The 26539-nt window shown below is 69.5% G+C and carries 25 protein-coding genes; 12 read left to right on the forward strand and 13 right to left on the reverse strand.

Going from position 1 to position 26539, the window contains the following annotated elements; translation table 11 throughout:
• Positions 1-18 precede the first annotated feature (18 nt).
• The 13 genes from SY91_RS14645 to SY91_RS14705 form a co-directional block, all read right to left on the reverse strand.
• Positions 19-2634 carry an ABC transporter permease gene (locus SY91_RS14645; protein ID WP_023477816.1) on the reverse strand — a complete coding sequence of 872 codons (2616 nt, stop codon included), beginning with the start codon at positions 2632-2634 and terminating at the stop codon, positions 19-21.
• Entirely contained in the window at positions 2631-3248 is a 618-nt protein-coding gene (locus SY91_RS14650; protein WP_006483514.1) for a DUF4126 domain-containing protein, read from the reverse strand. Before SY91_RS14650 ends, SY91_RS14645 begins: the two co-directional genes overlap by 4 nt.
• Before the next feature lie 217 nt (positions 3249-3465).
• Positions 3466-3786 (reverse strand): quaternary ammonium compound efflux SMR transporter SugE, encoded by a 321-nt coding sequence (gene sugE / locus SY91_RS14655; protein WP_006497024.1) that lies wholly within the window; start codon positions 3784-3786, stop codon positions 3466-3468.
• Positions 3787-3939: 153 nt separating this feature from the next.
• Entirely contained in the window at positions 3940-4221 is a 282-nt protein-coding gene (locus SY91_RS14660) for a DUF333 domain-containing protein (RefSeq protein WP_006478234.1), read from the reverse strand.
• Between the two features lie 152 nt (positions 4222-4373).
• Positions 4374-5072: a two-component system response regulator KdpE gene (kdpE, locus tag SY91_RS14665; RefSeq protein ID WP_011545833.1), complete on the reverse strand. Its 699-nt coding sequence runs from the start codon at positions 5070-5072 to the stop codon at positions 4374-4376.
• Positions 5065-7908: a DUF4118 domain-containing protein gene (locus SY91_RS14670; RefSeq protein ID WP_105798372.1), complete on the reverse strand. Its 2844-nt coding sequence runs from the start codon at positions 7906-7908 to the stop codon at positions 5065-5067. The genes kdpE and SY91_RS14670 overlap by 8 nt, the downstream gene beginning before the upstream one ends.
• Before the next feature lie 148 nt (positions 7909-8056).
• The gene (gene kdpC / locus SY91_RS14675) at positions 8057-8638 is read right to left on the reverse strand and encodes a potassium-transporting ATPase subunit KdpC (RefSeq protein WP_043888157.1); all 582 of its coding nucleotides are present in this window, start codon (positions 8636-8638) and stop codon (positions 8057-8059) included.
• Between the two features lie 25 nt (positions 8639-8663).
• On the reverse strand, positions 8664-10748 hold the full coding sequence (gene kdpB / locus SY91_RS14680) for a potassium-transporting ATPase subunit KdpB (protein WP_011545836.1): 2085 nt from the start codon (positions 10746-10748) through the stop codon (positions 8664-8666).
• A 54-nt stretch (positions 10749-10802) separates the two neighbouring features.
• Positions 10803-12608, reverse strand: a complete 1806-nt coding sequence (kdpA, locus tag SY91_RS14685) for a potassium-transporting ATPase subunit KdpA (RefSeq protein ID WP_023477148.1) — start codon at positions 12606-12608, stop codon at positions 10803-10805.
• Entirely contained in the window at positions 12605-12697 is a 93-nt protein-coding gene (kdpF, locus tag SY91_RS14690; protein ID WP_006752209.1) for a K(+)-transporting ATPase subunit F, read from the reverse strand. The genes kdpA and kdpF overlap by 4 nt, the downstream gene beginning before the upstream one ends.
• Positions 12698-13029: 332 nt before the next feature.
• A complete protein-coding gene (locus SY91_RS14695) occupies positions 13030-14004 on the reverse strand; it encodes a quinone oxidoreductase family protein (protein WP_023477149.1) in 975 nt (324 codons plus the stop codon).
• Positions 14005-14176: 172 nt separating this feature from the next.
• Complete coding sequence (locus tag SY91_RS14700; RefSeq protein WP_006478230.1) at positions 14177-14569, reverse strand: methylglyoxal synthase; 393 nt, start codon at positions 14567-14569, stop codon at positions 14177-14179.
• A gap of 52 nt (positions 14570-14621) precedes the next feature.
• Entirely contained in the window at positions 14622-15401 is a 780-nt protein-coding gene (locus SY91_RS14705; protein WP_023477150.1) for an SDR family oxidoreductase, read from the reverse strand.
• A gap of 208 nt (positions 15402-15609) precedes the next feature.
• On the opposite strand from SY91_RS14705, the gene upp reads away from it, so the two are divergent.
• The 12 genes from upp (at position 15610) to SY91_RS14765 (ending at position 26529) form a co-directional block, all read left to right on the forward strand.
• Positions 15610-16260, forward strand: a complete 651-nt coding sequence (gene upp, locus SY91_RS14710; RefSeq protein WP_006478229.1) for a uracil phosphoribosyltransferase — start codon at positions 15610-15612, stop codon at positions 16258-16260.
• Positions 16261-16488: 228 nt separating this feature from the next.
• Positions 16489-17217 (forward strand): YebC/PmpR family DNA-binding transcriptional regulator, encoded by a 729-nt coding sequence (locus tag SY91_RS14715; RefSeq protein ID WP_006478227.1) that lies wholly within the window; start codon positions 16489-16491, stop codon positions 17215-17217.
• A 105-nt stretch (positions 17218-17322) separates the two neighbouring features.
• Positions 17323-18603 carry a phosphoribosylamine--glycine ligase gene (purD, locus tag SY91_RS14720; RefSeq protein WP_006478226.1) on the forward strand — a complete coding sequence of 427 codons (1281 nt, stop codon included), beginning with the start codon at positions 17323-17325 and terminating at the stop codon, positions 18601-18603.
• Between the two features lie 118 nt (positions 18604-18721).
• Positions 18722-19645: an oxygen-dependent coproporphyrinogen oxidase gene (hemF, locus tag SY91_RS14725; protein ID WP_023477151.1), complete on the forward strand. Its 924-nt coding sequence runs from the start codon at positions 18722-18724 to the stop codon at positions 19643-19645.
• Between the two features lie 8 nt (positions 19646-19653).
• The gene (locus SY91_RS14730) at positions 19654-20385 is read left to right on the forward strand and encodes a nicotinate-nucleotide adenylyltransferase (protein ID WP_006478224.1); all 732 of its coding nucleotides are present in this window, start codon (positions 19654-19656) and stop codon (positions 20383-20385) included.
• Positions 20386-20389: 4 nt separating this feature from the next.
• Entirely contained in the window at positions 20390-20833 is a 444-nt protein-coding gene (rsfS, locus tag SY91_RS14735; protein WP_006484266.1) for a ribosome silencing factor, read from the forward strand.
• 18 nt (positions 20834-20851) lie between these two features.
• Positions 20852-21322, forward strand: coding sequence for a 23S rRNA (pseudouridine(1915)-N(3))-methyltransferase RlmH (gene rlmH / locus SY91_RS14740; protein ID WP_006478222.1), 471 nt, complete (start codon positions 20852-20854; stop codon positions 21320-21322).
• An 83-nt stretch (positions 21323-21405) separates the two neighbouring features.
• A complete protein-coding gene (locus tag SY91_RS14745) occupies positions 21406-22005 on the forward strand; it encodes a nucleoside triphosphate pyrophosphatase (protein WP_185921158.1) in 600 nt (199 codons plus the stop codon).
• Positions 22006-22013: 8 nt separating this feature from the next.
• Positions 22014-23483, forward strand: a complete 1470-nt coding sequence (gene rng, locus SY91_RS14750) for a ribonuclease G (RefSeq protein ID WP_011545847.1) — start codon at positions 22014-22016, stop codon at positions 23481-23483.
• 126 nt (positions 23484-23609) lie between these two features.
• Positions 23610-23945, forward strand: coding sequence for a YggL family protein (locus tag SY91_RS14755; protein ID WP_006478219.1), 336 nt, complete (start codon positions 23610-23612; stop codon positions 23943-23945).
• 362 nt (positions 23946-24307) lie between these two features.
• Positions 24308-25273, forward strand: a complete 966-nt coding sequence (locus SY91_RS14760; RefSeq protein ID WP_023477155.1) for a PRC-barrel domain-containing protein — start codon at positions 24308-24310, stop codon at positions 25271-25273.
• On the forward strand, positions 25270-26529 hold the full coding sequence (locus tag SY91_RS14765) for an MFS transporter (protein ID WP_006478217.1): 1260 nt from the start codon (positions 25270-25272) through the stop codon (positions 26527-26529). The genes SY91_RS14760 and SY91_RS14765 overlap by 4 nt, the downstream gene beginning before the upstream one ends.
• The last annotated feature ends 10 nt before the right edge of the window (positions 26530-26539 follow it).

Below are 26539 nucleotides of genomic sequence, written 5' to 3' on the forward strand. Positions count from 1 at the left end.
CGAGGCCGCGGGCGACGCTCAGGCATCGCGCAGCGACTGCAGCGCGGGGCGCCGCAACACATTATGCAGGCTCAGCCAGCCGGCCGCACCGGCGCAGACGACACCGGCCGCGATGCCCGCCGGCACGAGCCACGGATCGACGGCGAGCTGGAAGTCGAACACGCGCGACGCGAGCACCCAGCCGACCGCGCTCGCGCCCGCCGACGCGAGCGTGCCGGCCAGCGCGCCGACCACGACGAATTCCGCGCGCTGCACTGCGTTGACCTGCGCGCGCGACGCGCCGAGCGCACGCAGCAGCGCGGCCTCGCGCACGCGCTCGTCCCGCGAGCCGGCGAGCGCCGTGTACAGCACGAGCACGCCGGCCGCGAGCGTGAACGCGAACAGGAACTGCACCGCTCCGACCACCTGCAGCATCATCCGCTGCAATTGCGCGAGGATCGGCGCGACGTCGATCGCGGTCAGGTTCGGGTAGCGCGCGATCAGCGGATCGAGCAGCGCGGCGTTCGAGGCCGGCAGATGGAAGCTCGTCAGGTAGACGGCGGGGAAATCCTTCAGCACCGGCGGCGGCATCAGCACGAAGAAGTTGACGCGGAACGAGCCCCAGTCGAGCTTGCGCACGCTGGTGATCGGCGCATCGACCGTCAGCCCCGTCACGTCGAAGCGCAGCGTGTCGCCCGGTTTCACGTTCAGCGTCTTCGCGAGGCCGGCTTCGATCGAGATCTGCGGCGTGGCCGCGTTGCCGAACCAGTCGCCTTCGACGATCCGGTTGTCGGACGGCAGTTCGGTCGTATACGACAGGTTGAACTCGCGATCGACGAGCCGGCGCGCCTCTTCGGAAGGATACGCGTCCGGATTCACCGGCTTGCCGTTGATCGCGACGAGGCGGCCGCGCACCATCGGCGCGGGCACCGCGTCGCGCACGCCGTGCGCGGCCAGATAGGCGGCGACATCGGCGCGCTGGTCGGGCTGGATGTCGATCAGGAACTGGTTCGGCGCATCGGGCGGCGTCGACTGCCGCCAGCCCGCCACGAGGTCGTTGCGCGTGATCGCGATCAACAGCAGGCACATCAGGCCGAGCGCGAGCGCGGTGATCTGCAGCGCGCTGGCCGTGCCGCGCCGGTGCAGCGACGCCAGCGCGTAACGCCAGCCGACGCCCGCGGCCACGCGCGCATTGCGCACCGCGCGCGCGCCGGCGAACAGCACGAGCCGGGCGATCAGCGCGAACCCGACCAGCGCGCCGGCGAAGCCGCCCGCGACGATCAGGCCGAGCTTCAGGTTGCCGGCGGCCACGATCAGCAACCCCGCGAACAGCACGACGCCGATCGCATACGCGGCCCACGCGGTGCGCGACGCGTCGCCCCACTCGCGCCGCAGCACGCGTACCGGCGGCACGCGCGTGAGCGGCACGAGCGGCGGCAGCGCGAAACCGAGCAGCAGCACGAGCGCGGCGCCCATGCCGATCAGCGCCGGCCATAACGTGGGCGGCGGCAGCACGACGTCGATCAGGCTGCCGAGCGCGGCCAGCAGCGCCCAGTGGCCGCCGTAGCCCAGCACCGCGCCCGCGGCGCCCGACACGATGCCGACGCCGACGAATTCGAGCGCGAACAGCGCGCCGAGCGTGCGGCGGCTCACGCCGAGGCAGCGCATCGTCGCGCAGCCGTCGAGATGACGCCGCATGTAGCGCTGCGCGGCCATCGCGATCGCGACCGCCGCGAGCAGCGCGGTCAGCAACGCGACGAGCGTCAGGAAATGACGCGCGCGATCCAGCGTCTGCCGCACCTGCGGCTGCCCTTCCTGCAACGACTCGAGCCCGACGCCGCGCAGCTTCCCGCCGTCGACGCGCTGGTGCGCATACGTTTCGAAGCGCGCAATGGCCGGTGCGTCGCCGGCGACCAGCAGCCGGTACGTGACGCGGCTGCCGTAGCCCGTGAGCCCCGTCGCGGCGAGCTCGTCCGCGCGCATCATCAGCCGCGGCGAAAAATTCACGAACGAAAAGCCGCGATCGAGTTCGCGGGTGATCGCCGCGGCGACCGTGAACGTGCGCAGCCCGACACGCACCGTATCGCCCGCCTTCAGGTGCAGCGCGTCGAGCAGCGCCGGATCGGCCCATACGGTGCCCGGCGCGGGAATCGCGGCCGCCTTCCGCGTGGTGGCGGCACCGGCCGGCAGGATCTCGACCGCGCCGCGCAACGGATAGCCGGGCGACACGGCCTTCACGGCGGCGAGGCGCGACGGCGCGGCGTCGGCCGCCTGGCCGCCCGCGGCGGCCGCGATCATGCTCGGGAAGATGGCGGTGGTCGCGGTACGCAGGCCCAGCGCGCGGGCCTGCCGGTCGAACGACGGATCGACGGGGCGATCGGCGCGCACGACGAAATCGGCGCCGAGCATCTGGCGCGCGTCGCGCTCGAGCCCCTGGCGCAGGCGGTCGGCGAGAAAGCCGACGCTCGTCAGGGCCGCGACCGCGAGCACCAGCGCGAGGACCAGCAGCGTCAGTTCGCCCGCGCGCCAGTCGCGCGCGGTCATCCGGGCGGCCTGGTGGATCAGGTCGCGCAGGCCGAAGCGGCCGGCATGCGCGCGCCCGTCATGGCCGGGTTGCCCGGCCGGCGGCTGCGCCGCGTGTTGCGGCCCCTTCAATCGCGTTTCCCTCCGATCGAGTTGAGCCGCGACACCATGTGGTTCGCCATTCCGCGAAAACCACCCGACACGCCGCGCCACAGCCGCGGCAGCGCCCACGCCGACGCCGCGATGAACGCGGCGAGCAGCACGAGGAACGCGAGCGGAACGAAGAACGCGAGGACGAGCCCGCCGACCACGAGACCGTCCTCGGTCGACGACGCGACCCAGTTCGAAATCGGTTCGGGAGACAGGTTGATCAGCGCGCGCGTGCCGGCCTTCGCCACGTGCGCGGCGCCGGCGAGCGAGCCGCCGGCGAGCCCCGCGACCGCCAGCATGGTCGGGTCGGCATGGCCAAGCGCGCCGGCCGCGAGCACGGCGCCGGCCGGAATGCGGATGAAGGTATGCACGGCATCCCACAGCGAGTCGAACGCGGGGATCTTGTCGGCAAGGAATTCGGTCACGGTGAGCACGGCCGCGGCGCCGATGACCCACGGCGACATCAGCACGGCCAGCGTGTCGGGCAGATGGAGCCAGCCGAACCGCGCCAGCACGCCGGCGATCAGGACCGTCAGGTACAGGCGCAGGCCGCTCGCCCACGCGAGCCCCGCGCCGAGCGAAATGGCTTCGATCATGGCCCTCTCCTTGCACTTTCCGTGCGTTTTGCCGATTGACCGGATCGGGTCGGACAGACTGGCCGCGCGGCGCGTGGCGACCGGCACCGCGTGCCGCGAGAAGCACGACGGGATTCAGGCCCGAATGCGTTCCATTATAGACAGGCTGGGCGGGCGGCCGGCGCAATTCCGCGGTGCGGGATGGCGCCCGGGCGCATGCGCGCCCGGCATCCCGTCGTCAGGCGGCCGACGACAGCTTCAGGCCGACCAGCCCCGCGACGATCAGCGCCGCGCTCGCGACGCGCGCGACGGTCAGCGCCTCGCCCATCATCACGATACCGAACACGAACGCGCCGACCGCGCCGATGCCCGTCCACACCGCGTATGCGGTGCCGAGCGGCAACTGGCGCATCGCGACCGCGAGCAGCCCGAAGCTGGCCAGCGCCGTCACGATCGTAAACACCGACGGACCGAGCTTCGTGAAGCCGTCCGACGATTTCAAGCCGGCCGCCCAGGCCACTTCCAGCAAACCGGCGATCAATAACCATACCCACGCCATCTCGACGTACTCCAGATCGGATGGGGCCGTCCCCGTTGAAGCGAATGGCCCGGGGTCGTCCCCGGGCGGCGCCGAGTATAACAAGAGGCTTACGGACCTGCCGGCTGCCGGCCACGTCGGCGGCCGATGCGGGGCGCGATCGGGCGGCCGCGGTCAGTTCGCCACGCGCTTCGGCGCACCGCCGCCGACGCAGCGATCGTCGCGGTACAGCGCCCACTCCTCGCACACGCGGCCATCCTCGAACACGCACATCCCGACCTGCCCGCTCGACAGGTTGCGGATCACGTGGCGACCGCCGAGCTTCTCGCAGTTGACCGACGCGGGATTGGCCAGCGCCACCTGCGCGGGCGGCTGCTGCCCGGGCGGCAACGGCTGGGCGAACGCGCCGGGCGCGACCAGCGCCAGCGCACAGATGACGACCAGACGGACGGACATTGCACGCTCCTCGTTTTCGTTCGCGGAACGGTCAGGATAGCGGGGATTGCGCAACGGGTGTGCAAGGCCGGCGCCGGTCGAGAGACTGTCGCGCCGGCGCAACCGTGCCGATGCGCGGCGTCACGGCCGCATGCGCCGCCGCGCACCGCCCGTCACACGGCGCCGACGAGCCGGTAGCCGACGCCCGTCTCGGTGACGATGTGCTCGGGCTGCGCGGGATCGGCCTCGAGCTTCTGGCGCAGGTGCGCCATGTAGATGCGCAGGTAGTGATGGCTCTCGACGTGCGACGGCCCCCACACGTCGCGCAGCAGCTGGCGGTGCGTGAGCACGCGCCCCGCGTGACGCACGAGCGTCGCGAGCAGCCGGTATTCGAGCGGCGTCAGGTGCACGATCGCGTCGTCGCGCCACACCTGGCGCAGCGCGAGATCAACGGTCACGGTGCCGAAGCTCACCTTCGGCGACTCGTTCGCGCCGCCCTGGTTGCGCCGGCGCAGTTGCGCGCGCATCCGCGCCCGCAGTTCGGACACGCCGAACGGCTTGGTCAGGTAGTCGTCGGCGCCCGCGTCGAGCGCCGCGACCTTCTCCTCTTCCTGCGTGCGGGCGGACAGCACGATCACCGGCACCTCGGACCAGCCGCGCAGCTCGCGGATCACGTCGAGGCCGTCGGTATCGGGCAGGCCGAGGTCGACGATCACGAGATCGGGCTTGCGCGTCGCCGCGTCGATCAGCCCCTGCTTGCCCGTCTCGGCCTCGAACACCGCGATGTCCTCCTCTTCGAGCGCGGCGCGCACGAAGCGGCGGATCTGCTTTTCGTCCTCGATCAGGACGACGGTCAGGCTGGGTTCACTCATGGTCTGGCAATGACTCGGATGGAGGCGATGCGCCCGGCAGGTCGGATTCGTCGTCGGGCACGGCGGGGGCGGCCGGCGGCGTGTCGACCGGCAGCGTGAACCAGAAGCGCGCGCCCGTCACGTGGCCGTCGGGCGCGGTGCGGTTGAGCGCGCCGATTTTACCGCCGTGCGCCTCGACGATCGCGCGGCAGATCGCGAGGCCGAGCCCGATGCCCGGCGTCGCCGATTCCTTCTCGCCGCGCGTGAACTTGTCGAAGATCCGCGTTTCCATGCCGGCCGGCAGGCCCGGGCCGTGATCGTCGACGTGCACGCGAATGAATGGCTGCCCGTCCTCGGTCACGCGCTCGGCGCCGATGTCGAGCGACGTATCGGGCGGCGTGTACTTCGCCGCGTTCTCGAACAGGTTGGTGAACAGCCGCTCCATCAGCACCGCGTCCATCTGCAGCAGCGGCAGGTCGGCCGGCAGCGCGACGCGCGCGGGATGGCGCGCGAGCACGCGCCGGCAGGCGGCGAGCGCAGCGCCGACCGTTTCCTCGAGCAGCGACCACTGGCGCTTCAGCTGCAGGCTGCCGGCCTGCAGCCGCGCCATGTCGAGCAGGTTCGTGACGATGCCCGTCATCCGCAGCGCCTCGTCGTGAATCGCGTCGACGAGTTCGCCCTCGCGCTGCGCGAGCCGCCCGGCCGCCGCGGCGTCGCCGGCCTGCGCGGCCGCGCGCCCGTTCGCTAGCATCGACGAGAAGCCGACGATCGTCGTGAGCGGCGTGCGCAGGTCGTGCGAGATCGCCGACAACAGCGAATTGCGCAGCCGCTCGGACTCCATGTTGACGAGCGCGTCGCGCGCGATCTCGACGTAGTGCACGCGCTCCAGCGCCAGCGCGATCTGCGCGGCGAACGCGTCGAGCATCCGCTGCTGCTCGGGCACCTCGAGTTCGCGCGGCTCGCGCGACGCGACGGCCAGCACGCCGCGCGTGCGCATCGGCGCCTTCAGCGGCAGGTACAGCGCGGCCGTCGCCGGCAAGGTATCGGTGCCGCGCCCGGCCGGCTTCTGCTGGTCGTACACCCACTGGCCGACGTCGCTGTCGAGCTCGGCACCGGTCAGCGTGATGGCCGCATCGGGCTCCTCGATCTTCTGCCGCACCTGGTCCGCGCTGTCGGGCAAAAGGAACGCGACGCGCGCGCGGAACACCTCGCCCACGTGGCGGCTGCCGATCTCGACGATCTGCTCGGTCGTCAGCGCCGCGCCGAGCTCGCGCGCCATCGCGTAGATCGCGCCGGTGCGGCGCTCGCGGCGCTGCGCGACGCTCGCCTGGCGCGTCAGCGTCGACGTCAGGTGGCTGATCACGAGCGACGTGAGCAGCATCCCGAAGAAGGTCAGCAGGTATTGCGTGTCGCTGACCGAGAACGACATGCGCGGCGGCACGAAGAAGAAATCGAACGCGGCCACCGACAGGAACGACTGCAGCACGCCCGGGCCGCGCCCGAGCCGCACCGCCGAGAACACCACGCCGAGCAGGTACAGCATCACGAGGTTCGTGAGGTCGAGCCGCCCGGACACGACGCTCGCGACGACGGTGATCGCCGCGCAGATCGCGCCCGCATACGCGTAATGGCGCGGCGGCGAGCGGTGCGTGCCGAACTGCGCGAACGCATCGCGCCAGTCGCGCGCCCGTGCGTCGAGCGGCGCGGCGCGCGCCTCGTCGCTCGCGGACGCGCGAATCAGCATCAGGTCGACGTCGCCCGCGCGCTCCGCCAGCTGCTCGCCGAACGGCCGCGCGAAGCGGCGCACGAGCCCGACCTTCGGCGAGCCGCCCGCGACGAGCTTCGACACGTTGCGCACCTTCGCATAGCCGATCAGCGCGGCGACCGCATCCGCGCCGGCGAGCGTGGCCGTCTCCGCGCCGAGTTCGGCCGCGAGCTTCAGCGCGTCGAGCGTGCGCTGCCGCCGCGCGTCGGGCAGCCGCTGCAGGCGCGGCGTCTCGACGTACACGGCGATCCAGTCGGCCTTCAGGCTCGCCGCGAGGCGCGCCGCCGCGCGCACGAGCGTCGGCGCTTCGGGGCCGGGCCCGACGCACACCAGCAGCCGCTCGCGCGCCTGCCAGATGCGCTGGATCGAACGGTCGGCGCGGTACTCGCGCATCTGCGCGTCGACGCGATCGGCCGTGCGCCGCAGCGCGAGTTCGCGCAGCGCGATCAGGTTGCCCTTGCGGAAGAAGTTGCGCACCGCGCGCTCGGCCTGCTGCGCGAGATAGACCTTGCCGTCGCGCATCCGCTCGAGCAGTTCCTCGGCCGGCAGGTCGACGAGCGTGACTTCGTCGGCCGCGTCGAACACGCGATCGGGCACCGTCTCCCACACGCGGATGCCGGTGATCGCGCCGACCACGTCGTTCAGGCTTTCGAGGTGCTGGACGTTGACGGTCGTATACACGTCGATGCCCGCGTCGAGCAGCTCGTAGACGTCCTGCCAGCGCTTCAGGTGCCGTGCGCCCTGCACGTTCGAATGCGCGAGCTCGTCGACGAGGATCAGTTGCGGCGCACGCGCGAGCGCGCCGTCGAGATCGAATTCGGCGAGCGGGCGGCCGCGATAGTCGATGCGGGCGGGCGGCAGCACGTCGAGGCCGTCGAGCAGCGCGGCGGTTTCGGCACGGCCGTGGGTCTCGACGATGCCGACGACGACGTCGACGCCTTCCTGCACGCGCTGGCGCGCCGCCTGCAGCATCGCGTAGGTCTTGCCGACGCCGGCGGACGCGCCGAAGAAGATCTTGAGCTGGCCGCGCCGCTGCTTTTCTTCATCGCGCTGCAGCTTGTCGAGGAGTTGGTCTGGATCGGGGCGGTTCATGCGTCAGGAGGGCGACACGCCGGATGGCGCGCGAGATACAGCCATTGTGGTTCCAAATCGCCGCAAAAGGCAAAGACGGCGCGAGCGCCGTCGAAACGAAGTCGGGCCCGGCGCGCAGCCAGCCGCGCCGGGGAGCCCGCACGCACGCTCAGTGTGCGGCCTGCGCCGCGTCGAGCGCGAGATTCAGCTTCAGCACGTTCACGCGCGGCTCGCCGAGCACGCCGAACTGGCGGCCCGTCGTGTTCGCGGCGACGAGTTGCGCGACCGCGTCCGGCGTCAGGTTGCGCGCCTTCGCGACGCGCTCGACCTGATACGCGGCCGCCGCCGGCGTGATTTCCGGATCGAGACCGCTCGCCGACGCCGTCACGAGGTCGACCGGCACCGGCTTCGACAGATCGGTGCCCGCGTCGCGCAGCGCGGCGATGCGCGCCTTCACCTGGTCGGCGAGCGACGGGTTCAACGGGCCGAGGTTCGAGCCGCCGGAGCCTGCCGCGTTGTACGGCATCGGCGCGGTGGCCGACAGCCGGCCCCAGAAGTATTTCGGCGCGTCGAACGGCTGGCCGATCAGCGCGGAGCCGACGACCTTGCCGTTCTGCTCGATCAGGCTGCCGTTGGCCTGCGACGGGAACACGGCCTGACCGAACACGGTCATCACGGCCGGGTAAGCGAGCCCCGTCACGGCGGTCAGGATGACGAACAGCACGACGAGCGGGCGAATCAACGTTTTCATGATGGTTCCTTCAAGAACGGCCGGCTCAGGCCCAGCCGAGCGCGGCGAGCGTCATGTCGATCAGCTTGATGAACGGGAACGGCAGCAGCACGCCGCCGAGGCCGTACACCAGCAGGTTGCGGCGCAGCAGCGACGCGGCGCCGAGCGGCCGGTAAGTCACACCCTTCAGCGCGAGCGGGATCAGCGCGACGATGATCAACGCATTGAAGATCACGGCCGACAGGATCGCGGACGCCGGCGACGTCAGATGCATGATGTCGAGCACGCGCAGTTGCGGGTAGGTCGTCACGAACGCGGCCGGGATGATCGCGAAGTACTTCGCGATGTCGTTCGCGATCGAGAACGTGGTGAGCGACCCGCGCGTCATCAGCATCTGCTTGCCGATCTCGACGATCTCGATCAGCTTCGTCGGGTTCGAGTCGAGGTCGACCATGTTGCCGGCTTCCTTCGCCGCCTGCGTGCCGGTGTTCATCGCGACCGCGACGTCGGCCTGCGCGAGCGCCGGCGCGTCGTTGGTGCCGTCGCCGGTCATCGCGACGAGGCGCCCCGCCGCCTGATGCTCGCGAATCGTCGCGAGCTTGGTTTCCGGCGTCGCTTCCGCGAGGAAATCGTCGACGCCCGCTTCCGCCGCGATCGCCGCGGCCGTCAGCCGGTTGTCGCCCGTCACCATCACGGTCTTGATGCCCATCTTGCGCAGTTCCGCGAAGCGCTCCTTGATGCCGCCCTTCACGATGTCCTTCAGCTCGATCACGCCGAGCACGCGCGCCGCCCCGTCCTGCAGGTCGGCCACGACGAGCGGCGTGCTGCCGCGGCGCGCGACGTCGTCCACCGCGCGGCGCACTTCTTCGGGGAAGCGGCTGCCGTGGGTTTCGACGTAGCGGCGGATCGCGTCGGCCGCGCCCTTGCGGATCTCGCGGCCGGGCAGGTCGACGCCGCTCATCCGCGTCTGCGCGGAAAAGCCGAGGAACGTCGCGTGCAGTTGCGCCATGTCGCGCTGGCGAATGTTGAAGCGCTCCTTCGCGAGCACGACGATGCTGCGCCCTTCCGGCGTTTCGTCCGCGAGCGACGACAGTTGCGCGGCATCGGCCAGCGCTTCCTCGGTCACGCCCGGCGCCGGCACGAACGTCGACGCCTGGCGGTTGCCGAGCGTGATCGTGCCGGTCTTGTCGAGCAGCAGCACGTCGACGTCGCCGGCCGCTTCCACCGCGCGGCCCGACGTCGCGATCACGTTGGCCTGCATCATCCGGCTCATGCCGGCCACGCCGATCGCGGACAGCAACCCGCCGATCGTCGTCGGGATCAGGCACACGAGCAGTGCGACCAGCGCGGTGATCGTCACCACGTGGCCGGCCTTCATCGCCTCGACCGAGAACATCGAGAACGGCAGCAGCGTCGCGGTCGCGAGCAGCATCACGATCGTCAGCGCGACGAGCAGGATCGTCAGCGCGACCTCGTTCGGCGTCTTCTTGCGCTTCGCGCCTTCGACCATCGCGATCATCCGGTCGAGAAACGCCTCGCCGGGGTTCGCGGTGACCTTGACGACGATCCAGTCGGACAGCACGCGCGTGCCGCCCGTCACCGACGAGAAGTCGCCGCCCGATTCGCGAATCACCGGCGCGGATTCGCCGGTGATCGCCGACTCGTCGACCGACGCGACGCCGTCGACGACCTCGCCGTCGGCCGGGATCACGTCGCCGGTCTCGACCAGCACCACGTCGCCCTTGCGCAGGTCGGACGCGGTCGTGATGCGGATCGGCGACTTCGGATGCGGCTCGTTCAGCTTCTTCGCCATCACGTCCTTCTTCGCGCTGCGCAGCGACGCGGCCTGCGCCTTCGAGCGTCCTTCGGCGAGCGCTTCGGCGAAGTTCGCGAACAGCACGGTGAACCACAGCCACAGCGCGATCGCGAGGATGAAGCCCGCGGGCGCCTCGGCCTGGCCGGCGAGCGCCGCGATCCACAGGATCGTGGTGAGGATGCTGCCGACGTACACGCAGAACATCACCGGGTTGCGGAACTGCGTGCGCGGCGTGAGTTTCTTGAACGAATCCACGATCGCCGGGCGCAGCAGCGCCGGATCGAACATGGACCGTGTTGCGGAATGTTGAGTCATTGCGATCTCTTCAAGCTCTTCAGTCTTTTCAATGTGTCGCCATGCGGGCGCGCCTCACGCGCCCAGCCACATCATCAGGTGCTCGACGCCCGGGCCGAGCGCGAGCGCCGGCACGTAGGTCAGCGCGCCCACCAGCAGCACGGTGCCGAGCAGCAGCACGACGAACAGCGGGCCGTGGGTCGGCAGCGTGCCGCTCGTCACCGCGATGCGCTTCTTCGCGGCGAGCGAGCCTGCGATCGCCAGCACCGGCACGATCGTGCCGAAGCGGCCGAACCACATCGCGATCGCGGTCATCCAGTTGTAGAACGGCGTGCCGACCGTCAGGCCCGCGAACGCGCTGCCGTTGTTGTTCGCGGCCGAGCTGAACGCATAGAGGATTTCCGAGAAGCCGTGCGGGCCCGGGTTCGCGATGCCGGCCTTGCCCGCGTCCGCCAGCACCGCGATCGACGTGCCGACCAGCACGAGCAGCGGCGTGAGCAGCACGACGATCGACACCATCTTCATCTCGTACGATTCGATCTTCTTGCCGACGTATTCCGGCGTGCGGCCGATCATCAGGCCGGCGACGAACACCGCGAGCAGCGCGAACACGAGCATCCCGTAGAGGCCCGAGCCGACCCCGCCGAAGACCACCTCGCCGAGCTGCATCAGCAGCATCGGCACGAGACCGCCGACCGGCGTCAGCGAATCGTGCATCGCGTCGACCGCGCCGCACGACGCGGCCGTCGTCGCGACCGTGAAGATGCCGGTCTGCGCGATCCCGAAGCGGGTTTCCTTGCCTTCCATGTTGCCGCCCGGCTGCAGCGCGCCGGCCGACTGGTCGACGTGCAGTGCGGCGAGCGTCGGGTTGCCGCCCTGCTCGGCGCTCACCTCGACGACGGTCGCGACCGCGAACGCGACCGTCATCGCCGCGAGCACCGCGATGCCCTGCCGGCGGTCGCCGATCATGCGGCCGAACACCAGGCACAGCGCGGCCGGGATGATCAGGATCGCGAAGATCTCGATGAAGTTCGCGAACGGCGTCGGGTTCTCGTACGGGTGCGCGGAGTTCGCGTTGAAGAAGCCGCCGCCGTTGGTGCCGAGCATCTTGATCGCTTCCTGGGACGCTACCGGCCCCATCGCGAGCGTCTGCTTCGTGAGCGGAGTCGGCACCGTGACCGCGTTGCCCTTGTCGTCCTTCACCGGGTTGCCCTGCGCGTCGAGCTTCGGCGCCGCATAGGTGCTCGCCTGCAGCACGGGCACGTCCTGGTACGCCTTCATGTTCTGCAGCACGCCCTGGCTCATCAGCAGCGCGGCGACGAGCGCCGCCATCGGCACGAGCACGTACAGCGTCACGCGCGTGAGATCGACCCAGAAGTTGCCGATCGTCTGCGCGGTGTGGCGCGCGAAACCGCGGATCAGCGCGATCACGACGACGATGCCGGTCGCCGCCGACAGGAAGTTCTGCACCGTCAGGCCGAGCATCTGCGACAGATAGCTGACGGTCTGCTCGGGCGTGTAGTCCTGCCAGTTCGTGTTGGCGACGAAACTGACGGCCGTGTTGAACGCGCCGTCGGGCGTCATCGCGCCGAACTGCTGCGGGTTGCCGGGCAGGAAGCCCTGCAGGCGCAGCAGCGCATAAAGGAACAGCACGCCGAGCGCGTTGAATGCAATCGTCGCGACCGTGTACTGCTTCCAGTTCATTTCGGTGCCCGCATCGACGCCGGCGATGCGGTACAGCGCGCGTTCGAGCGGCCCGAACACGCGCACGACGCGCGAGCTGCCGTCCATCACCGCGCTCAGGTAGCGCGCGACCGGTACGGCCGCCGCCAGCAGCACGACGATGAACAGCACCATCTGCAACAGGTTGTTCGCGTTCATTCGATATCCTCCGCGCGCAGCAGCGCAAAGACGAGATACGCGAACAGCAGGGCCGTCGAGGCGCCCGCCAGCCAAAGCATCCAGGTCATGCCCGCCCCCCGCGACCGTATTGCACGAGCTTGTCGCAACCGGCAAGCAAACCGAGGATCAGCGCGGTGAAGAGCACCAGTGCGCCGATGAAAACCCCATCCATTTTTTGTTCTCCGTCGTCGAAATCGGACGACTAGAACCTTATGGGAACGCGCGTAAAGGGCAGGTCAAAGGTATCGGGGCGGGTGTAAAAAACGCGTAAACGCGTACAGCGGGAACAGTGGACGGGACGTCGGACAGGCCGGAAGACAGGAGACAGGAGGCAGGACGGGCGGCCCGCCGGCGCCGCCCGGGGATGTGCCGGCGTGACGCCGGCACGAGAAAGGATGCGTCAGGGAACGAGGATCGTCGAGCCGGTGGTCTTGCGTGCTTCCAGATCGGCATGCGCGCGACCGACTTCGGCGAGCGGGTAGCGCTGGTTGATGTTCGTCTTTACCTTGCCCGACAGGATCACGTCGAACAGCTCGGCGGCCGCGGCTTCGAGATCGGCGCGCTTCGCGATGTACGAGAACAGCGTCGGTCGCGTGAAGAACAGCGAGCCGCGCGACGAGAATTCCTTCGAGTCGATCGGCGGCAGCGGCCCCGACGCATTGCCGAAGCTGACGAAGTAGCCGAGCGGCGCGAGGCTGTCGAGCGAGCCGATATAGGTGTCCTTGCCGATCGAATCGTAGACGACCGGCACGCCCGCGCCGTTCGTGATCTCTTTCACGCGCTGCGTGAAGTTCTCGCGCGTGTAGACGATCGGATGATCGCAGCCGTGCGCCTTCGCGAGCTCGGCCTTCTCGTCGGAGCCGACCGTACCGATCACGGTCGCGCCGAGCGCCTTTGCCCACTGGCACACGAGCAAGCCCACGCCGCCGGCCGCCGCATGGATCAGGATCGTGTCGCCGGCCTTCACCGGGTACGTGCGGCGCAGCAGATAGTGCGCGGTCAGGCCCTGCAGCATCACCGATGCCGCGTCGTCATAGCTGATGCCGTCCGGCAGCTTCACGACGCGCTCGGCCGGCATCACGCGCTCCTGCGCATACGCGCCGGGCGGCTGGCCGACGTAAGCGACGCGGTCGCCGGCCTTGAACGCGGTCACGCCGTCGCCGACGGCCGTCACCTCGCCCGCCGCCTCCATCCCGAGGCCGGCCGGCAGTTGTTGCGGATACAGGCCCGTGCGGAAATACACGTCGATGTAGTTGAGCCCGACCGCGTGTTGCCGGATGCGGACTTCGCCCGCCTTCGGCGCGCCGACCTCGACATCGACCCACTTCATCACGTCCGGGCCGCCCGGCTGGTCGTAACGGATTGCTTTCGGCATCGTTTTGCTCCTCTTCTGTCTGTCAGTCAGGGAAATCCGGGGCGCCGATGCGCGCGCCGCACCGATTCGTGCGGGTGCCGGCAGGCGCGCGTGGCGACGCACGATTCTCGCGCGTCGCCACCGTTCGTGCATGGCCCTGCCGCCGGCAGGGACAATCAGCCGATGCCCGCGCCTAGCAAACGTCCTGCATGTTCCGCGCCAGATCGTCGAGCAGCATCCGCGCGGTCGCGACGTTGGTCGCGACCGGCACGTCGTGCACGTCGCATGCGCGCACCAACGCCGTGATGTCGGGGTCGTGCGGCTGCGCGGTCATCGGGTCGCGCAGGAACACGACGATGTCGACGCGGCCGTCGGCGAGTTCCGCACCGATCTGCAGGTCGCCGCCGAGCGGCCCCGACAGCTTGCGCTCGACCTCGAGCCCGTGCGCGGCGGCGATACGGCCGCCCGTCGTGCCGGTCGCGACCAGCCGGCATTGCGCGAGCGTCTCGCGATACTGGCCCGCGAGCGCGACGATCTCGTCCTTCTTCGCGTCGTGCGCAATCAGTGCGATGCGGGGTTTGCTCATCTCCAGTTCCTTCGTCGTTCGGTTGTTGTCGTCGTGAATCGAAAAGCGCCGGTCAGAACGTACCCGGATACGCGCCGCCGTCGAGCAGCCAGTTCTGCCCGGTGATGTAGCCGGCATGCACGCTGCACAGGAACGCACAGGCCGCGCCGAACTCGGCGCGCGTGCCGAGGCGCCCGGCCGGGATGTCCCTGGTGCGCCGCGCGCGCATCTCGTCGACCGTCACGCCCTGCGCCTGCGCCGACGCGGCGAGCGTCGTCGCGATCCGGTCGGTGTCGAACAGCCCCGGCAGCAGGTTGTTGATCGTCACGCCCTGCCCCGCGACCTTGCGCGACAGCCCCGCGACGAAGCCGGTCAGCCCCGAGCGCGCGCCGTTCGACAGCGCGAGCACGTCGATCGGCGCCTTCACGGCCGAACTCGTGATGTTGACGATCCGGCCGAAGCCGCGGCCGATCATCCCGTCGATGGTCGCGCGGATCAGCTCGATCGGCGTCAGCATGTTCGACTCGAGCGCGCGAATCCAGTCGTCGTGCGAGAAGTCGCGGAAGTCGCCGGGCGGCGGACCGCCGGCATTCGTCACGAGAATGTCCGGCTGCGGGCACGCGGCGAGCGCGGCCGCGCGGCCGTCCGGCGTCGTGATGTCGCAGGCGACCGCCGTGACCGACACGTTCGCGCCGGCGCGGATCTCTTCCGCGGTTTCCTCCAGCGTGTCGCGCGTGCGCGCGACGATCACGAGGTTCACGCCCTCGGCGGCCAGCGCTTCCGCGCAACCACGCCCGAGGCCCTTGCTGGCCGCGCACACGAGCGCGGTCTTTCCTTCGATGCCGAGATCCATCGTCGTTTCCCTGGTGGCGCGCGTGCCGGCACGGGCCCGCGTTGCCGCCGGCGGCGGGCAAACGGGCGTGCGCGGCACGCGGATTGTCGTGAGACGTCGATAATATCCGGATCGCGCGGCGCGCCTTGGTAAAATTGCGGCCATGAGCGACGGCCGGCTCATGGCCGCCGCCGCCCCCGATCCCCTTTTGCCGCCAAGGCACCCCGTCATGAAACAGGACAGCCGTTTCCCGAACCTCTTCATCACCGATCACCCGCTGATCCAGCACAAGCTCACGCACATGCGCGACAAGGACACGTCCACGCGCACGTTCCGCGAACTGCTGCGCGAGATCACGCTGCTGATGGGCTATGAGATCACCCGCAACCTGCCGATCACGACCAAGCGGGTCGAAACCCCGCTGGTGGCGGTCGACGCGCCGGTGATCGCCGGCAAGAAGCTCGCGATCGTGCCCGTGCTGCGCGCGGGCATCGGGATGTCGGACGGCCTGCTAGACCTGGTGCCGTCCGCGCGCGTCGGCCACATCGGCGTGTACCGCGCCGAGGACCACCGTCCGGTCGAATACCTGGTGCGCCTGCCGGACCTGGAAGACCGCATCTTCATCCTGTGCGACCCGATGGTCGCGACCGGCTATTCGGCCGTGCATGCGGTCGACGTGCTCAAGCGCCGCAACGTGCCGGCCGCGAACATCATGTTCGTCGCGCTGGTCGCCGCGCCCGAGGGCGTGCAGGTGTTCCAGGACGCGCACCCCGACGTGAAGCTGTTCGTCGCGTCGCTCGACTCGCATCTGAACGAACACGCGTACATCGTGCCGGGCCTGGGCGACGCCGGCGACCGCCTGTTCGGCACCAAGAACTGAGCGCACCGGGCGTCGGGCGCCGCCATGCCGCGCGCCCCGGCGCGCCGCGACGGCCGCCCCGGCCGTTCGGCCATGCGCGGCGGCCCCGAAGCGGCGGTCGCCGCGTGATAAAATCACGATCCACTCGACACGCGCGGCCCCGCGGCTTCATGCCCGCCGAAACGGCCGCCGATTCAACGACACACTGAAACAATCGCCCGCGCTGCGCGCCCGGGCACGGAGAAAGGTATGGCTGGTCATTCGAAATGGGCCAACATCAAGCATAAGAAGGCTGCGGCCGACGCGAAGCGCGGCAAGATCTGGACCCGCCTGATCAAGGAAATCCAGGTCGCGGCGCGCCTCGGCGGCGGCGACGTCAACTCGAACCCGCGCCTGCGTCTCGCGGTCGACAAGGCAGCCGACGCGAACATGCCGAAGGACAACGTCAAGCGCGCGATCGATCGCGGCGTCGGCGGCGCGGACGGCGCGAACTACGAAGAAATCCGTTACGAAGGCTACGGCATCAGCGGCGCGGCGATCATCGTCGACACGCTGACCGACAACCGCACCCGCACGGTCGCGGAAGTGCGCCACGCATTCTCGAAGTTCGGCGGCAACATGGGCACCGACGGCTCCGTCGCGTTCATGTTCGATCACGTCGGCCAGTTCCTGTTCGCGCCCGGCACGTCGGAAGACGCGCTGATGGAAGCCGCGCTCGAAGCCGGCGCGAACGACGTGAACACGAACGACGACGGCTCGATCGAGGTGCTGTGCGACTGGCAGGCGTTTTCCGCGGTGAAGGACGCGCTCGAAGCCGCCGGCTTCAAGGCCGAACTCGCCGAAGTGACGATGAAGCCGCAGAACGAAGTCGAATTCACCGGCGACGACGCGGCGAAGATGCAGAAGCTCCTGGACGCGCTCGAGAATCTCGACGACGTGCAGGACGTGTATACGAACGCCGTCATCGTCGAGGAATGAGATGCCGGCCGCCGCGCGCAGCGTTGCGACGGCGGCCCGACCGATTTCGCGGCCGGCGCGCCTGAGCGTGCCGGCCGCCCTGTTTTCTAGTCTGCGGGGAATCCCATGAAACTACTCGTCGTCGGTTCCGGCGGCCGCGAACATGCGCTGGCGTGGAAGCTCGCGCAATCGCCGCGCGTCCAGATGGTCTACGTCGCGCCCGGCAATGGCGGCACGGCGCAGGACGAGCGTCTGAAGAACGTCGACATCACGGCGCTCGACGAACTCGCCGATTTCGCGGAGCGCGAAGGCGTTGCGTTCACGCTCGTCGGGCCGGAAGCGCCGCTCGCGGCCGGCATCGTCAACCTGTTCCGCGCACGCGGCCTGAAGGTATTCGGCCCGACCCGCGAAGCCGCGCAGCTCGAAAGCTCGAAGGATTTCGCGAAGGCGTTCATGAAGCGCCACAACATTCCGACCGCCGACTACGAAACCTTCGCCGATGCGGCCGCCGCCCACGCGTACATCGACGCGAAGGGCGCGCCGATCGTCGTGAAGGCCGACGGCCTCGCGGCCGGCAAGGGCGTCGTCGTCGCGATGACGCTCGAAGAGGCGCATGCGGCCGTCGACATGATGCTGTCGGGCAACAAGCTCGGCGATGCCGGCGCGCGCGTCGTGATCGAGGAATTCCTCGATGGCGAGGAGGCCAGCTTCATCGTGATGGTCGACGGCAAGCACGCGCTGGCGCTGGCCTCCAGCCAGGACCACAAGCGCCTGCTCGACGAGGATCGCGGCCCGAACACCGGCGGCATGGGCGCGTATTCGCCCGCGCCGATCGTCACGCCGCAGATGCATGCACGCGTGATGCGCGAGATCATCATGCCGACCGTGCGCGGGATGGAGAAGGACGGCATCCGCTTCACCGGCTTCCTGTACGCGGGCCTGATGATCGACAAGGACGGCAATCCGCGCACGCTCGAGTTCAACTGCCGGATGGGCGACCCGGAAACGCAGCCGATCATGGCGCGCCTGAAGAGCGATTTCTCGAAGGTCGTCGAGCAGGCGATCGCGGGCACGCTCGACACGGTCGAGCTCGACTGGGATCGCCGCACCGCGCTGGGCGTCGTGCTCGCCGCGCACGGCTACCCGGACGCGCCGCGCAAGGGCGACCGTATCAACGGCATCCCGGCCGAGACCGAACAGGCCGTGACGTTCCATGCGGGCACGACGCTCGCCGACGGCGACAAGCTCGTGACGTCCGGCGGCCGCGTGCTGTGCGTGGTCGGCCTCGCCGATTCGGTGCGCGAAGCGCAGCAGCATGCGTACGACACGATCAACCAGATCAATTTCGAAGGCATGCAGTACCGCCGCGACATCGGCTTTCGCGCGCTCAACCGCAAGAGCACGTGACGTCGTGATCGCCGCCCCGCGCCCGCGCGGCGGCGGCCCCTCTGCCGGGGTTCGATAGAATGCCCGGCAGATGCTTTTTTTACGGCCCCCGCGTCAGGCGGGGGCAGCCAGTCCAGACATGACCGATTCGACCTACGACGTGGCGCGTGTGCGCACGTACCTCCAGGGCCTGCAGACCCGGATCGCCGACGCGCTCGGCGCGCTCGACGGCACGCCGCTCGCGACCGACACGTGGCAGCGCGGGCCGGCCGAACGCCTGCGCGGCGGCGGCTGCACGCGGATTCTCGAAGGCGGTCGCGTGTTCGAACGCGCGGGAATCGGCTTTTCCGACGTCGCGGGCGACGCGCTGCCGCCGTCGGCGAGCGCGGCGCGCCCGCAGCTCGCGGGCCGCGGCTTCGAGGCGCTCGGCGTGTCGCTGGTGCTGCACCCGCGCAATCCGTACTGCCCGACCGTGCACATGAACGTGCGGATGCTGATCGCGACGAAACCGGGCGAGGCGCCCGTGTTCTGGTTCGGCGGCGGCATGGATCTGACACCGGTTTACGGTTTCGAGGACGACGCGCGGCATTTCCACCAGAGCTGCAAGGACGCGCTCGACCCGTTCGGCGCCGAGCTCTACCCGCGCTTCAAGCAATGGTGCGACGAATATTTCTTCCTGAAGCACCGCAACGAGACGCGCGGCGTCGGCGGGATCTTCTTCGACGATTTCTCGGAGCCCGGTTTCGAACGCTCGTTTGACCTGATGCAAAGCGTCGGCGATGCGTTCCTGAACGCTTACCTGCCGATCGTCGAGCGCCGCGCCGAGCTGCCGTACGGCGAGCGCGAGCGTGACTTCCAGGCCTACCGCCGCGGCCGCTACGTCGAATTCAACCTCGTGTTCGACCGCGGCACGCTGTTCGGCCTGCAAAGCGGCGGCCGGACCGAGTCGATCCTGATGTCGATGCCGCCGGTCGCGAACTGGCGCTACAACTGGCAACCCGAGCCGGGTTCGCCGGAAGCGCGCCTCTATAGCGACTTCCTCGTGCCGCGCGACTGGGTCTGAACCCGCGCGTGCCGCTGCCCCAACGAAAGGACGCGTTTCTGGACACCACCGCCCGCCCCGCCCCGCTGCCGCGTCGTATCGGCTTGCTGGGCGGTACCTTCGACCCGATCCACGATGGCCATCTCGCGCTCGCGCGCCGGTTCGCCGAACTGCTCGACCTGACCGAACTCGTGTTGCTGCCCGCCGGGCAGCCGTACCAGAAGCGCGACGTGTCGGCCGCCGAGCACCGGCTCGCGATGACGCGCGCGGCGGCCGGCACGCTGTCCGTGCCGGGCGTGACCGTGACCGTCGCCACCGACGAGATCGAGCACACCGGCCCGACCTACACGGTCGAGACGCTCGCGCGCTGGCGCGAGCGGATCGGCCCGGATGCGTCGCTGTCGCTGCTGATCGGCGCCGACCAGCTCGTGCGCCTCGATACGTGGCGCGACTGGCGCACGCTGTTCGACTACGCGCACATCGGCGTGTCGACGCGCCCGGGCTTCGAGCTCGGCGCGGCGCCGCCGGACGTCGCGCGGGAAATCGCCGCGCGGCAGGCCGGCGCCGACGTGCTCAAGGCCACGCCGGCAGGCCGCCTGCTGATCGATACGACCCTTTCGTTCGACATCGCCGCGACCGACATCCGCGCGCACCTGCGCGAATGCATCGCACGCCATGCGCAAATGCCCGACGCATCGGCCGAACATGTGCCGGCCGCCGTATGGGCCTATATTCTTCAACATCGCCTCTACCATTCCTGAATCCATGGATATTCGCAAACTGCAGCGCGTGATCGTCGACGCCCTCGAAGACGTCAAGGCGCAAGACATCAAGGTGTTCAACACCAGCCACCTGACCGAACTGTTCGACCGCGTGGTCGTCGCCTCGGGCACCTCCAACCGCCAGACCAAGGCGCTCGCGTCGAACGTGCGCGACAAGGTCAAGGAAGCCGGCGGCGACGTCGTCAGCTCCGAAGGCGAGGACACCGGCGAATGGGTGCTGGTCGACTGCGGCGACGCGGTCGTGCACATCCTGCAACCGGCCCTGCGCCAGTACTACAACCTCGAGGAAATCTGGGGCGACAAGCCCGTGCGGATGAAGCTGGGCGGCGGCAAGGGCAACGGCTTCGCCACGGCGAGCGAAGACGACGAGGAAGAGGAAGAAGCGCCCGCACGCCCGGCGCGCAAGACGGCCGCCCGCCGCCGTTGAGCCGTCACGCGTCTGTCGATGAAGCTTTTCATCCTCGCGGTCGGTCACAAGATGCCCGGCTGGATCGCATCCGGCTTCGACGAATACACGAAGCGGATGCCGCCCGAACTGCGCATCGAGTTGCGCGAAATCAAGCCTGAACTGCGTTCGGGCGGCCGCAGCGCCGAAAGCGTGATGGCCGCCGAGCGGCAGAAGATCGAGGCCGCGCTGCCGAAGGGCGCGCGCCTCGTCGCGCTCGACGAGCGCGGCCGCGACTGGACCACGATGCAGCTCGCGCAGGCGCTGCCCGGCTGGCAGCAGGACGGTCGCGACGTCGCGTTCGTGATCGGCGGCGCCGACGGGCTCGATCCGGACCTGAAAGCACGCGCCGACGTGCTGCTGCGCATCTCGAGCATGACGCTGCCGCACGGCATGGTGCGCGTGCTGCTCGCCGAACAGCTTTACCGGGCGTGGAGCATCACGCAGAATCACCCCTACCACCGCGCATGACGTGTCGTCCTCGAGACGCGCGCCGGGCGCGCTCAACGAGATAACGACACCATGCCGTCCAGCACGTCCCCGCGCTTTTCCCGATCCTTTACCTCGCTTCGCAAAGCCCCCGCCGCCAGGAGCTGCTGCTGCAGATCGGCGTACGCTTCGAGCTGCTGCTGCCGCGCCCCGACGAGGACGCCGAGGCGCTCGAAGCCGAACTGCCCGGCGAAGCCGCCGACGCGTACGTGCGGCGCGTGACCGTCGCGAAGGCCGAGGCTGCGCGCGCACGTCTCGTCGCGAGCGGCAAACCGGCCGCGCCGGTGCTCGTTGCGGACACCACGGTGACGATCGACGGCGCGATCCTCGGCAAGCCGGCCGACGCCGACGATGCGCTCGCGATGCTCACCCGCCTCGCGGGCCGCGAACACGAAGTCCTGACCGCCGTCGCCGTGATCGGCGCCGACGGCGAACTGCTGCCGCCCGCGCTGTCGCGCTCGTCGGTACGCTTTTCGAACGCACCGCGCGACGCATACGTGCGCTACGTCGAAACCGGCGAGCCGTTCGGCAAGGCCGGCGCGTACGCGATCCAGGGCCGCGCGGCCGAATTCATCGAGCGAATCGACGGGTCCCATTCAGGTATCATGGGTCTGCCCCTTTTTGAGACTGCCGCGCTGCTGCGTACCGCATGCGTCGCCTTCTGAACCGCACCATGAACGAAGAAATCCTGATCAACCTCACGCCGCAGGAAACGCGCGTCGCACTCGTCCAGCAAGGTGCGGTGCAGGAGCTTCACGTCGAGCGCACGCTGTCGCGCGGGCGGGTCGGCAACATCTATCTCGGCAAGGTCGTGCGCGTGCTGCCCGGCATGCAGTCGGCGTTCATCGACATCGGCCTCGAACGCGCGGCGTTCCTGCACGTCGCCGACATCTGGCATCCGCGCCTCGCGGGCGAGCCGCAGTCGGGCGCGCCGCACCAGCCGATCGAGAAGATCGTGTTCGAGGGCCAGACGCTGATGGTCCAGGTGATCAAGGACCCGATTGGCACGAAGGGCGCGCGGCTGTCGACGCAGGTCAGTATCGCGGGGCGCACGCTCGTCTACCTGCCGCAGGAGCCGCATATCGGCATCTCGCAGAAAATCGAGAGCGAGGCCGAGCGCGAGGCCGTGCGCGCGCGCCTGACGGCCGTGATCCCGCCGGACGAGAAAGGCGGCTACATCGTGCGCACGATCGCCGAGGATGCGACCTCCGACGAACTGGCCGGCGACGTCACGTACCTGCGCAAGACCTGGGCGACGATCGTCGCACAAGCGCAGCGTCTGCCGGCGACGAGCCTGCTGTATCAGGATCTCGATCTCGCGCAGCGCGTGCTGCGCGATTTCGCGAACGACGACACGACGCGCATCCAGGTCGATTCGCGCGAGACGTACCAGCGCCTGTCGGAATTCGCGGGCGAATTCACGCCAGCCGTGAGCCCGAAGCTGCATCACTACACGGGCGAGCGGCCGCTGTTCGACCTGTACAACATCGAGACGGAGATCCAGCGCGCGCTGTCGCGCCGCGTCGACCTGAAATCGGGCGGTTACCTGATGATCGACCAGACCGAGGCGATGACGACGATCGACGTGAACACGGGCGGCTATGTCGGCGCGCGCAACTTCGACGACACGATCTTCAAGACCAACCTCGAGGCCGCGCATACGATCGCGCGGCAACTGCGGCTGCGCAACCTCGGCGGGATCATCATCATCGACTTCATCGACATGGAGAACGCCGAGCACCGCGACGCGGTGCTGTCCGAGCTGAAGAAGGCGCTGTCGCGCGACCGCACGCGCGTGACGGTCAACGGTTTCTCGCAGCTCGGGCTCGTCGAGATGACGCGCAAGCGCACGCGCGAATCGCTCGCGCACGTGCTGTGCGAACCATGCCCGACCTGCCAGGGCAAGGGCCAGGTGAAGACGTCGCGCACCGTGTGCTACGACATCCTGCGCGAAATCCTGCGCGAGTCGCGGCAGTTCAACCCGCGTGAGTTTCGCGTGATCGCCGCGCAGCAGGTGATCGACCTGTTCCTCGACGAGGAGTCGCAGCATCTGGCGATGCTGATCGACTTCATCGGCAAGCCGGTGTCGCTGCAGGTGGAGTCGAATCTGAGCCAGGAGCAGTACGATATCGTGCTGATGTAACCTTCCGCCCATCCGCCGCCGGCATCGCCGCGCGGCGCCCCGATGCGGCGTCCGGGCCGTTCGCGCCTGCCGCGCCGGCGCCGGCCGCCGCCCTTTCATTGACCCTTTTCGCATTCACCACACACCATGAGCCAAGGCCACAACCGCCGCCAGCGCAAGAAACTCCACATCGGCGAATTCCAGGAACTCTCGTTCAACGCCACCGCGCATTACCGCAATGAAATGACCGACCTCGAGCGCGGCCAGTTGATCGATGCATTCATCGACTTCGTCGAAGCGAACGGGCTGCTGACCGTCGCGTCCGCGGACGAAGGCATCGGCGCGTACGTGATCTCCGGCGCGCCGCGCGGCACGACGACCGACGCCGACCGCGAACTCGTGCGCGGGTGGCTGGCCGCCCGTCCGGAACTGAAGGACGTCCAGGTCAGCGAATTCGCCGACGCGTGGTATCCGGACGCCTGATTTTCCGGTTTCAAGCTGTTTCAGACAGCAGCCGCGCCTGCGCCGCGTCCGCCGAATGGCCATGATTGCAGCAGGCGTTGCGGCGCGGTTGCCGCGGTCCGCGGGCCTCGGCTCGTTGAGCCAGGGGCCCCGTGGCAGCGGCGCCGGCGCCCGCATCGTCGTCGATCGGCCACCGCAGCCGGGCCTCCAACCCGCGTCCGATCCCTTCCTTTTCCCGACGGTCGGCCTGCAACAGGCCATCGAAGTCGGTCCTGAAAGCAAGACACGTTAAACTCTCACCTCGCGTGGTGCGCCGCCCGCACCCGCCATCCATCGCCAGCCGCGTGCCCTCGGGCCGCCCCCGACCCATGGAGTGAGTGTCAATGAGCGGCGGACTCCCGTTTCCCGCATCCCGCAAGTCGTTGCCGTCGTCGACGGTCTTCCTGATTCTCGCCGTCGCCGCGCTGCTGTCCGGCTGCGGGCTGCTGCCGGTGCAGAACCCGCCCGCGCCGATCAGCGAGGCGCTCGTCGAGCCTGTCGAGGAGACCGCCGGCGAGCCGCTGACGATGCCGCCGGTGCCCGCGCCGACGCAACCGGAGGAACCGGAAGCGCCGAAGAAGCCGCACCGCGAGGTGACGCGGCCGAAGCCCGTGCAGCGTCCCGAATCGCCGACCCCGCCGCCGCCTCCGCCCCCGCCGATCGTCGCGACGCGCTCGCTCGACCGCACCCAGATCCACGCGCTGCTCGACAGCGAGGTCGCGCGCCGCAACGGCAAGGTCGTCGGCCGCGCGGTCGACATGGTGGTCGACGCGAGCGGCAAGCCGCGCGAGATGATCGTCAACCTGCAAGGCTTCATGGGCATCGGCGACCGCAAGGTCATCTTCCCGTGGAACGTGTTCCGCTTCACGCCGGGCGGCAAACAGGAGCCGATCGTGCTCGACGTGCCGTCGGGCGACCTGCCGCCGGCCGCGCGGCCGAAGGCCGTGCCGCTGTCGGGCTCGGCCGCGGCGTCGCCGGCGACGCGACTGCCGATGCTCGACAGCGACGTCGAGCGCCCGAACGGCACGAAGATCGGCCGCATCGTCGACGTGCTGATCGACCGCGGCGCCCAGCCGCAGGCCGTCGTGCTCGACCTCGGCGGGCTCGTCAATACCGACCGCCGCTCGATCGCCGCGAGCTGGGGCGCGCTGCGCTTCGTCACGCGCGACAAGGCGCTGCACCCGCAGCTCGACCTGAACGACGCCCAGATCAAGGCCTCGCCGCCGTACGCGGCCGACAAGCCGATCGTCGCGGTCTTCCCGCCCGTTGCCCCGGCCGCACCGGCCTCGTCTGCGAGTGCTACCCGATGACGATCAAGCATTCCGTCAGCGGGCGCAGTCTCCGGGCCCTCGACTGGCTCAACTTTTTCGTTGCAAACGTTCAAACCGGGTTCGGTCCGTTCATCGCGTCCTACCTCGCGTCGCACAAGTGGACGCAGGGCGAGATCGGCATGGTGCTGTCGATCGGCACGATCAGCGCGATGGTCAGCCAGGTGCCGGGCGGCGCGGCCGTCGATGCGCTGAAGAACAAGAAAGGCGCGGCCGCCTGGGCGATCGCGGCCATCATCCTGTCCGCGGTCCTGCTCGCGTCCAGCCCGACGATCGTGCCGGTGATCGCCGCCGAGGTGTTCCACGGCTTTGCAAGCTGCATGCTGGTGCCGGCGATGGCCGCGATCTCGTTCTCGCTCGTCGGCCGCGCCGACCTCGGCGACCGGCTCGGCCGCAACGCGCGCTGGGCGTCGATCGGCAGTGCGGTCGCGGCGGGCCTGATGGGACTGACCGGCGAATACTTCTCCGCGCGCGCGGTGTTCTGGCTGACCGCCGTGCTGGCGCTGCCCGCGCTGTTCGCGCTCGCGATGATCCAGCCGACGCACCAGGTGATTCCGCAGTCGTCGAAGCCTGACGAGCTCGACGAAGCCGGCGAGCGCGAAACGCTGCTCGAACTGCTGCGCGACCGCCGGATGCTGATCTTCGCGGCCTGCGTCGTGCTGTTCCACCTGTCGAACGCCGCGATGCTGAACCTCGCGGCCGGCGAAGTCACGGCCGGGATGGGCGAGAACGTGCAGCTCGTGATCGCCGCGTGCATCATCGTGCCGCAGGCGATCGTCGCGATGCTGTCGCCGTGGGTCGGCCGCTCCGCGCAGCGCTGGGGACGCCGGCCGATCCTGCTGCTCGGCTTCTCCGCGCTGCCGGTTCGCGCACTGCTGTTCGCCGGCGTCAGCAGCCCATACCTGCTCGTGCCGGTGCAGATGCTCGACGGCATCAGCGCGGCCGTGTTCGGCGTGATGCTGCCGCTGATCGCGGCCGACGTCGCGGGCGGCAAGGGCCGCTACAACCTGTGTATCGGGCTGTTCGGGCTCGCGGCCGGGATCGGCGCGACGCTCAGCACGGCCGTGGCCGGCTACGTCGCCGACCACTTCGGCAACGCGGTCAGTTTCTTCGGGCTCGCGGCCGCCGGTGCGCTCGCGGTGCTGCTGGTCTGGCTCGTGATGCCGGAAACGCGCGTCGAGAACGGCGATGCGACGGCCGACGAACCGGCGGCCGCGTCGCCCGAACAGGCGCATTGACGGCAACGCG

The organism is Burkholderia cenocepacia (assembly GCF_014211915.1).
In the GTDB taxonomy this organism is placed as follows: domain Bacteria; phylum Pseudomonadota; class Gammaproteobacteria; order Burkholderiales; family Burkholderiaceae; genus Burkholderia; species Burkholderia orbicola.

Bases quoted from the DNA above. Each gene is read 5' to 3' on its own strand.
- SY91_RS14650 (WP_006483514.1), bottom strand. From the start codon at position 3,248: ATGATCGAAGCCATTTCGCTCGGCGCGGGGCTCGCGTGGGCGAGCGGC.
- sugE (WP_006497024.1), bottom strand. From the start codon at position 3,786: ATGGCGTGGGTATGGTTATTGATCGCCGGTTTGCTGGAAGTGGCCTGG.
- SY91_RS14660 (WP_006478234.1), bottom strand. From the start codon at position 4,221: ATGTCCGTCCGTCTGGTCGTCATCTGTGCGCTGGCGCTGGTCGCGCCC.
- kdpE (WP_011545833.1), bottom strand. From the start codon at position 5,072: ATGAGTGAACCCAGCCTGACCGTCGTCCTGATCGAGGACGAAAAGCAG.
- SY91_RS14670 (WP_105798372.1), bottom strand. From the start codon at position 7,908: ATGAACCGCCCCGATCCAGACCAACTCCTCGACAAGCTGCAGCGCGAT.
- kdpC (WP_043888157.1), bottom strand. From the start codon at position 8,638: ATGAAAACGTTGATTCGCCCGCTCGTCGTGCTGTTCGTCATCCTGACC.
- kdpB (WP_011545836.1), bottom strand. From the start codon at position 10,748: ATGACTCAACATTCCGCAACACGGTCCATGTTCGATCCGGCGCTGCTG.
- kdpA (WP_023477148.1), bottom strand. From the start codon at position 12,608: ATGAACGCGAACAACCTGTTGCAGATGGTGCTGTTCATCGTCGTGCTG.
- kdpF (WP_006752209.1), bottom strand. From the start codon at position 12,697: ATGACCTGGATGCTTTGGCTGGCGGGCGCCTCGACGGCCCTGCTGTTC.
- SY91_RS14695 (WP_023477149.1), bottom strand. From the start codon at position 14,004: ATGCCGAAAGCAATCCGTTACGACCAGCCGGGCGGCCCGGACGTGATG.
- SY91_RS14700 (WP_006478230.1), bottom strand. From the start codon at position 14,569: ATGAGCAAACCCCGCATCGCACTGATTGCGCACGACGCGAAGAAGGAC.
- SY91_RS14705 (WP_023477150.1), bottom strand. From the start codon at position 15,401: ATGGATCTCGGCATCGAAGGAAAGACCGCGCTCGTGTGCGCGGCCAGC.
- upp (WP_006478229.1), top strand. From the start codon at position 15,610: ATGAAACAGGACAGCCGTTTCCCGAACCTCTTCATCACCGATCACCCG.
- SY91_RS14715 (WP_006478227.1), top strand. From the start codon at position 16,489: ATGGCTGGTCATTCGAAATGGGCCAACATCAAGCATAAGAAGGCTGCG.
- purD (WP_006478226.1), top strand. From the start codon at position 17,323: ATGAAACTACTCGTCGTCGGTTCCGGCGGCCGCGAACATGCGCTGGCG.
- hemF (WP_023477151.1), top strand. From the start codon at position 18,722: ATGACCGATTCGACCTACGACGTGGCGCGTGTGCGCACGTACCTCCAG.
- rsfS (WP_006484266.1), top strand. From the start codon at position 20,390: ATGGATATTCGCAAACTGCAGCGCGTGATCGTCGACGCCCTCGAAGAC.
- rlmH (WP_006478222.1), top strand. From the start codon at position 20,852: ATGAAGCTTTTCATCCTCGCGGTCGGTCACAAGATGCCCGGCTGGATC.
- rng (WP_011545847.1), top strand. From the start codon at position 22,014: ATGAACGAAGAAATCCTGATCAACCTCACGCCGCAGGAAACGCGCGTC.
- SY91_RS14755 (WP_006478219.1), top strand. From the start codon at position 23,610: ATGAGCCAAGGCCACAACCGCCGCCAGCGCAAGAAACTCCACATCGGC.
- SY91_RS14760 (WP_023477155.1), top strand. From the start codon at position 24,308: ATGAGCGGCGGACTCCCGTTTCCCGCATCCCGCAAGTCGTTGCCGTCG.
- SY91_RS14765 (WP_006478217.1), top strand. From the start codon at position 25,270: ATGACGATCAAGCATTCCGTCAGCGGGCGCAGTCTCCGGGCCCTCGAC.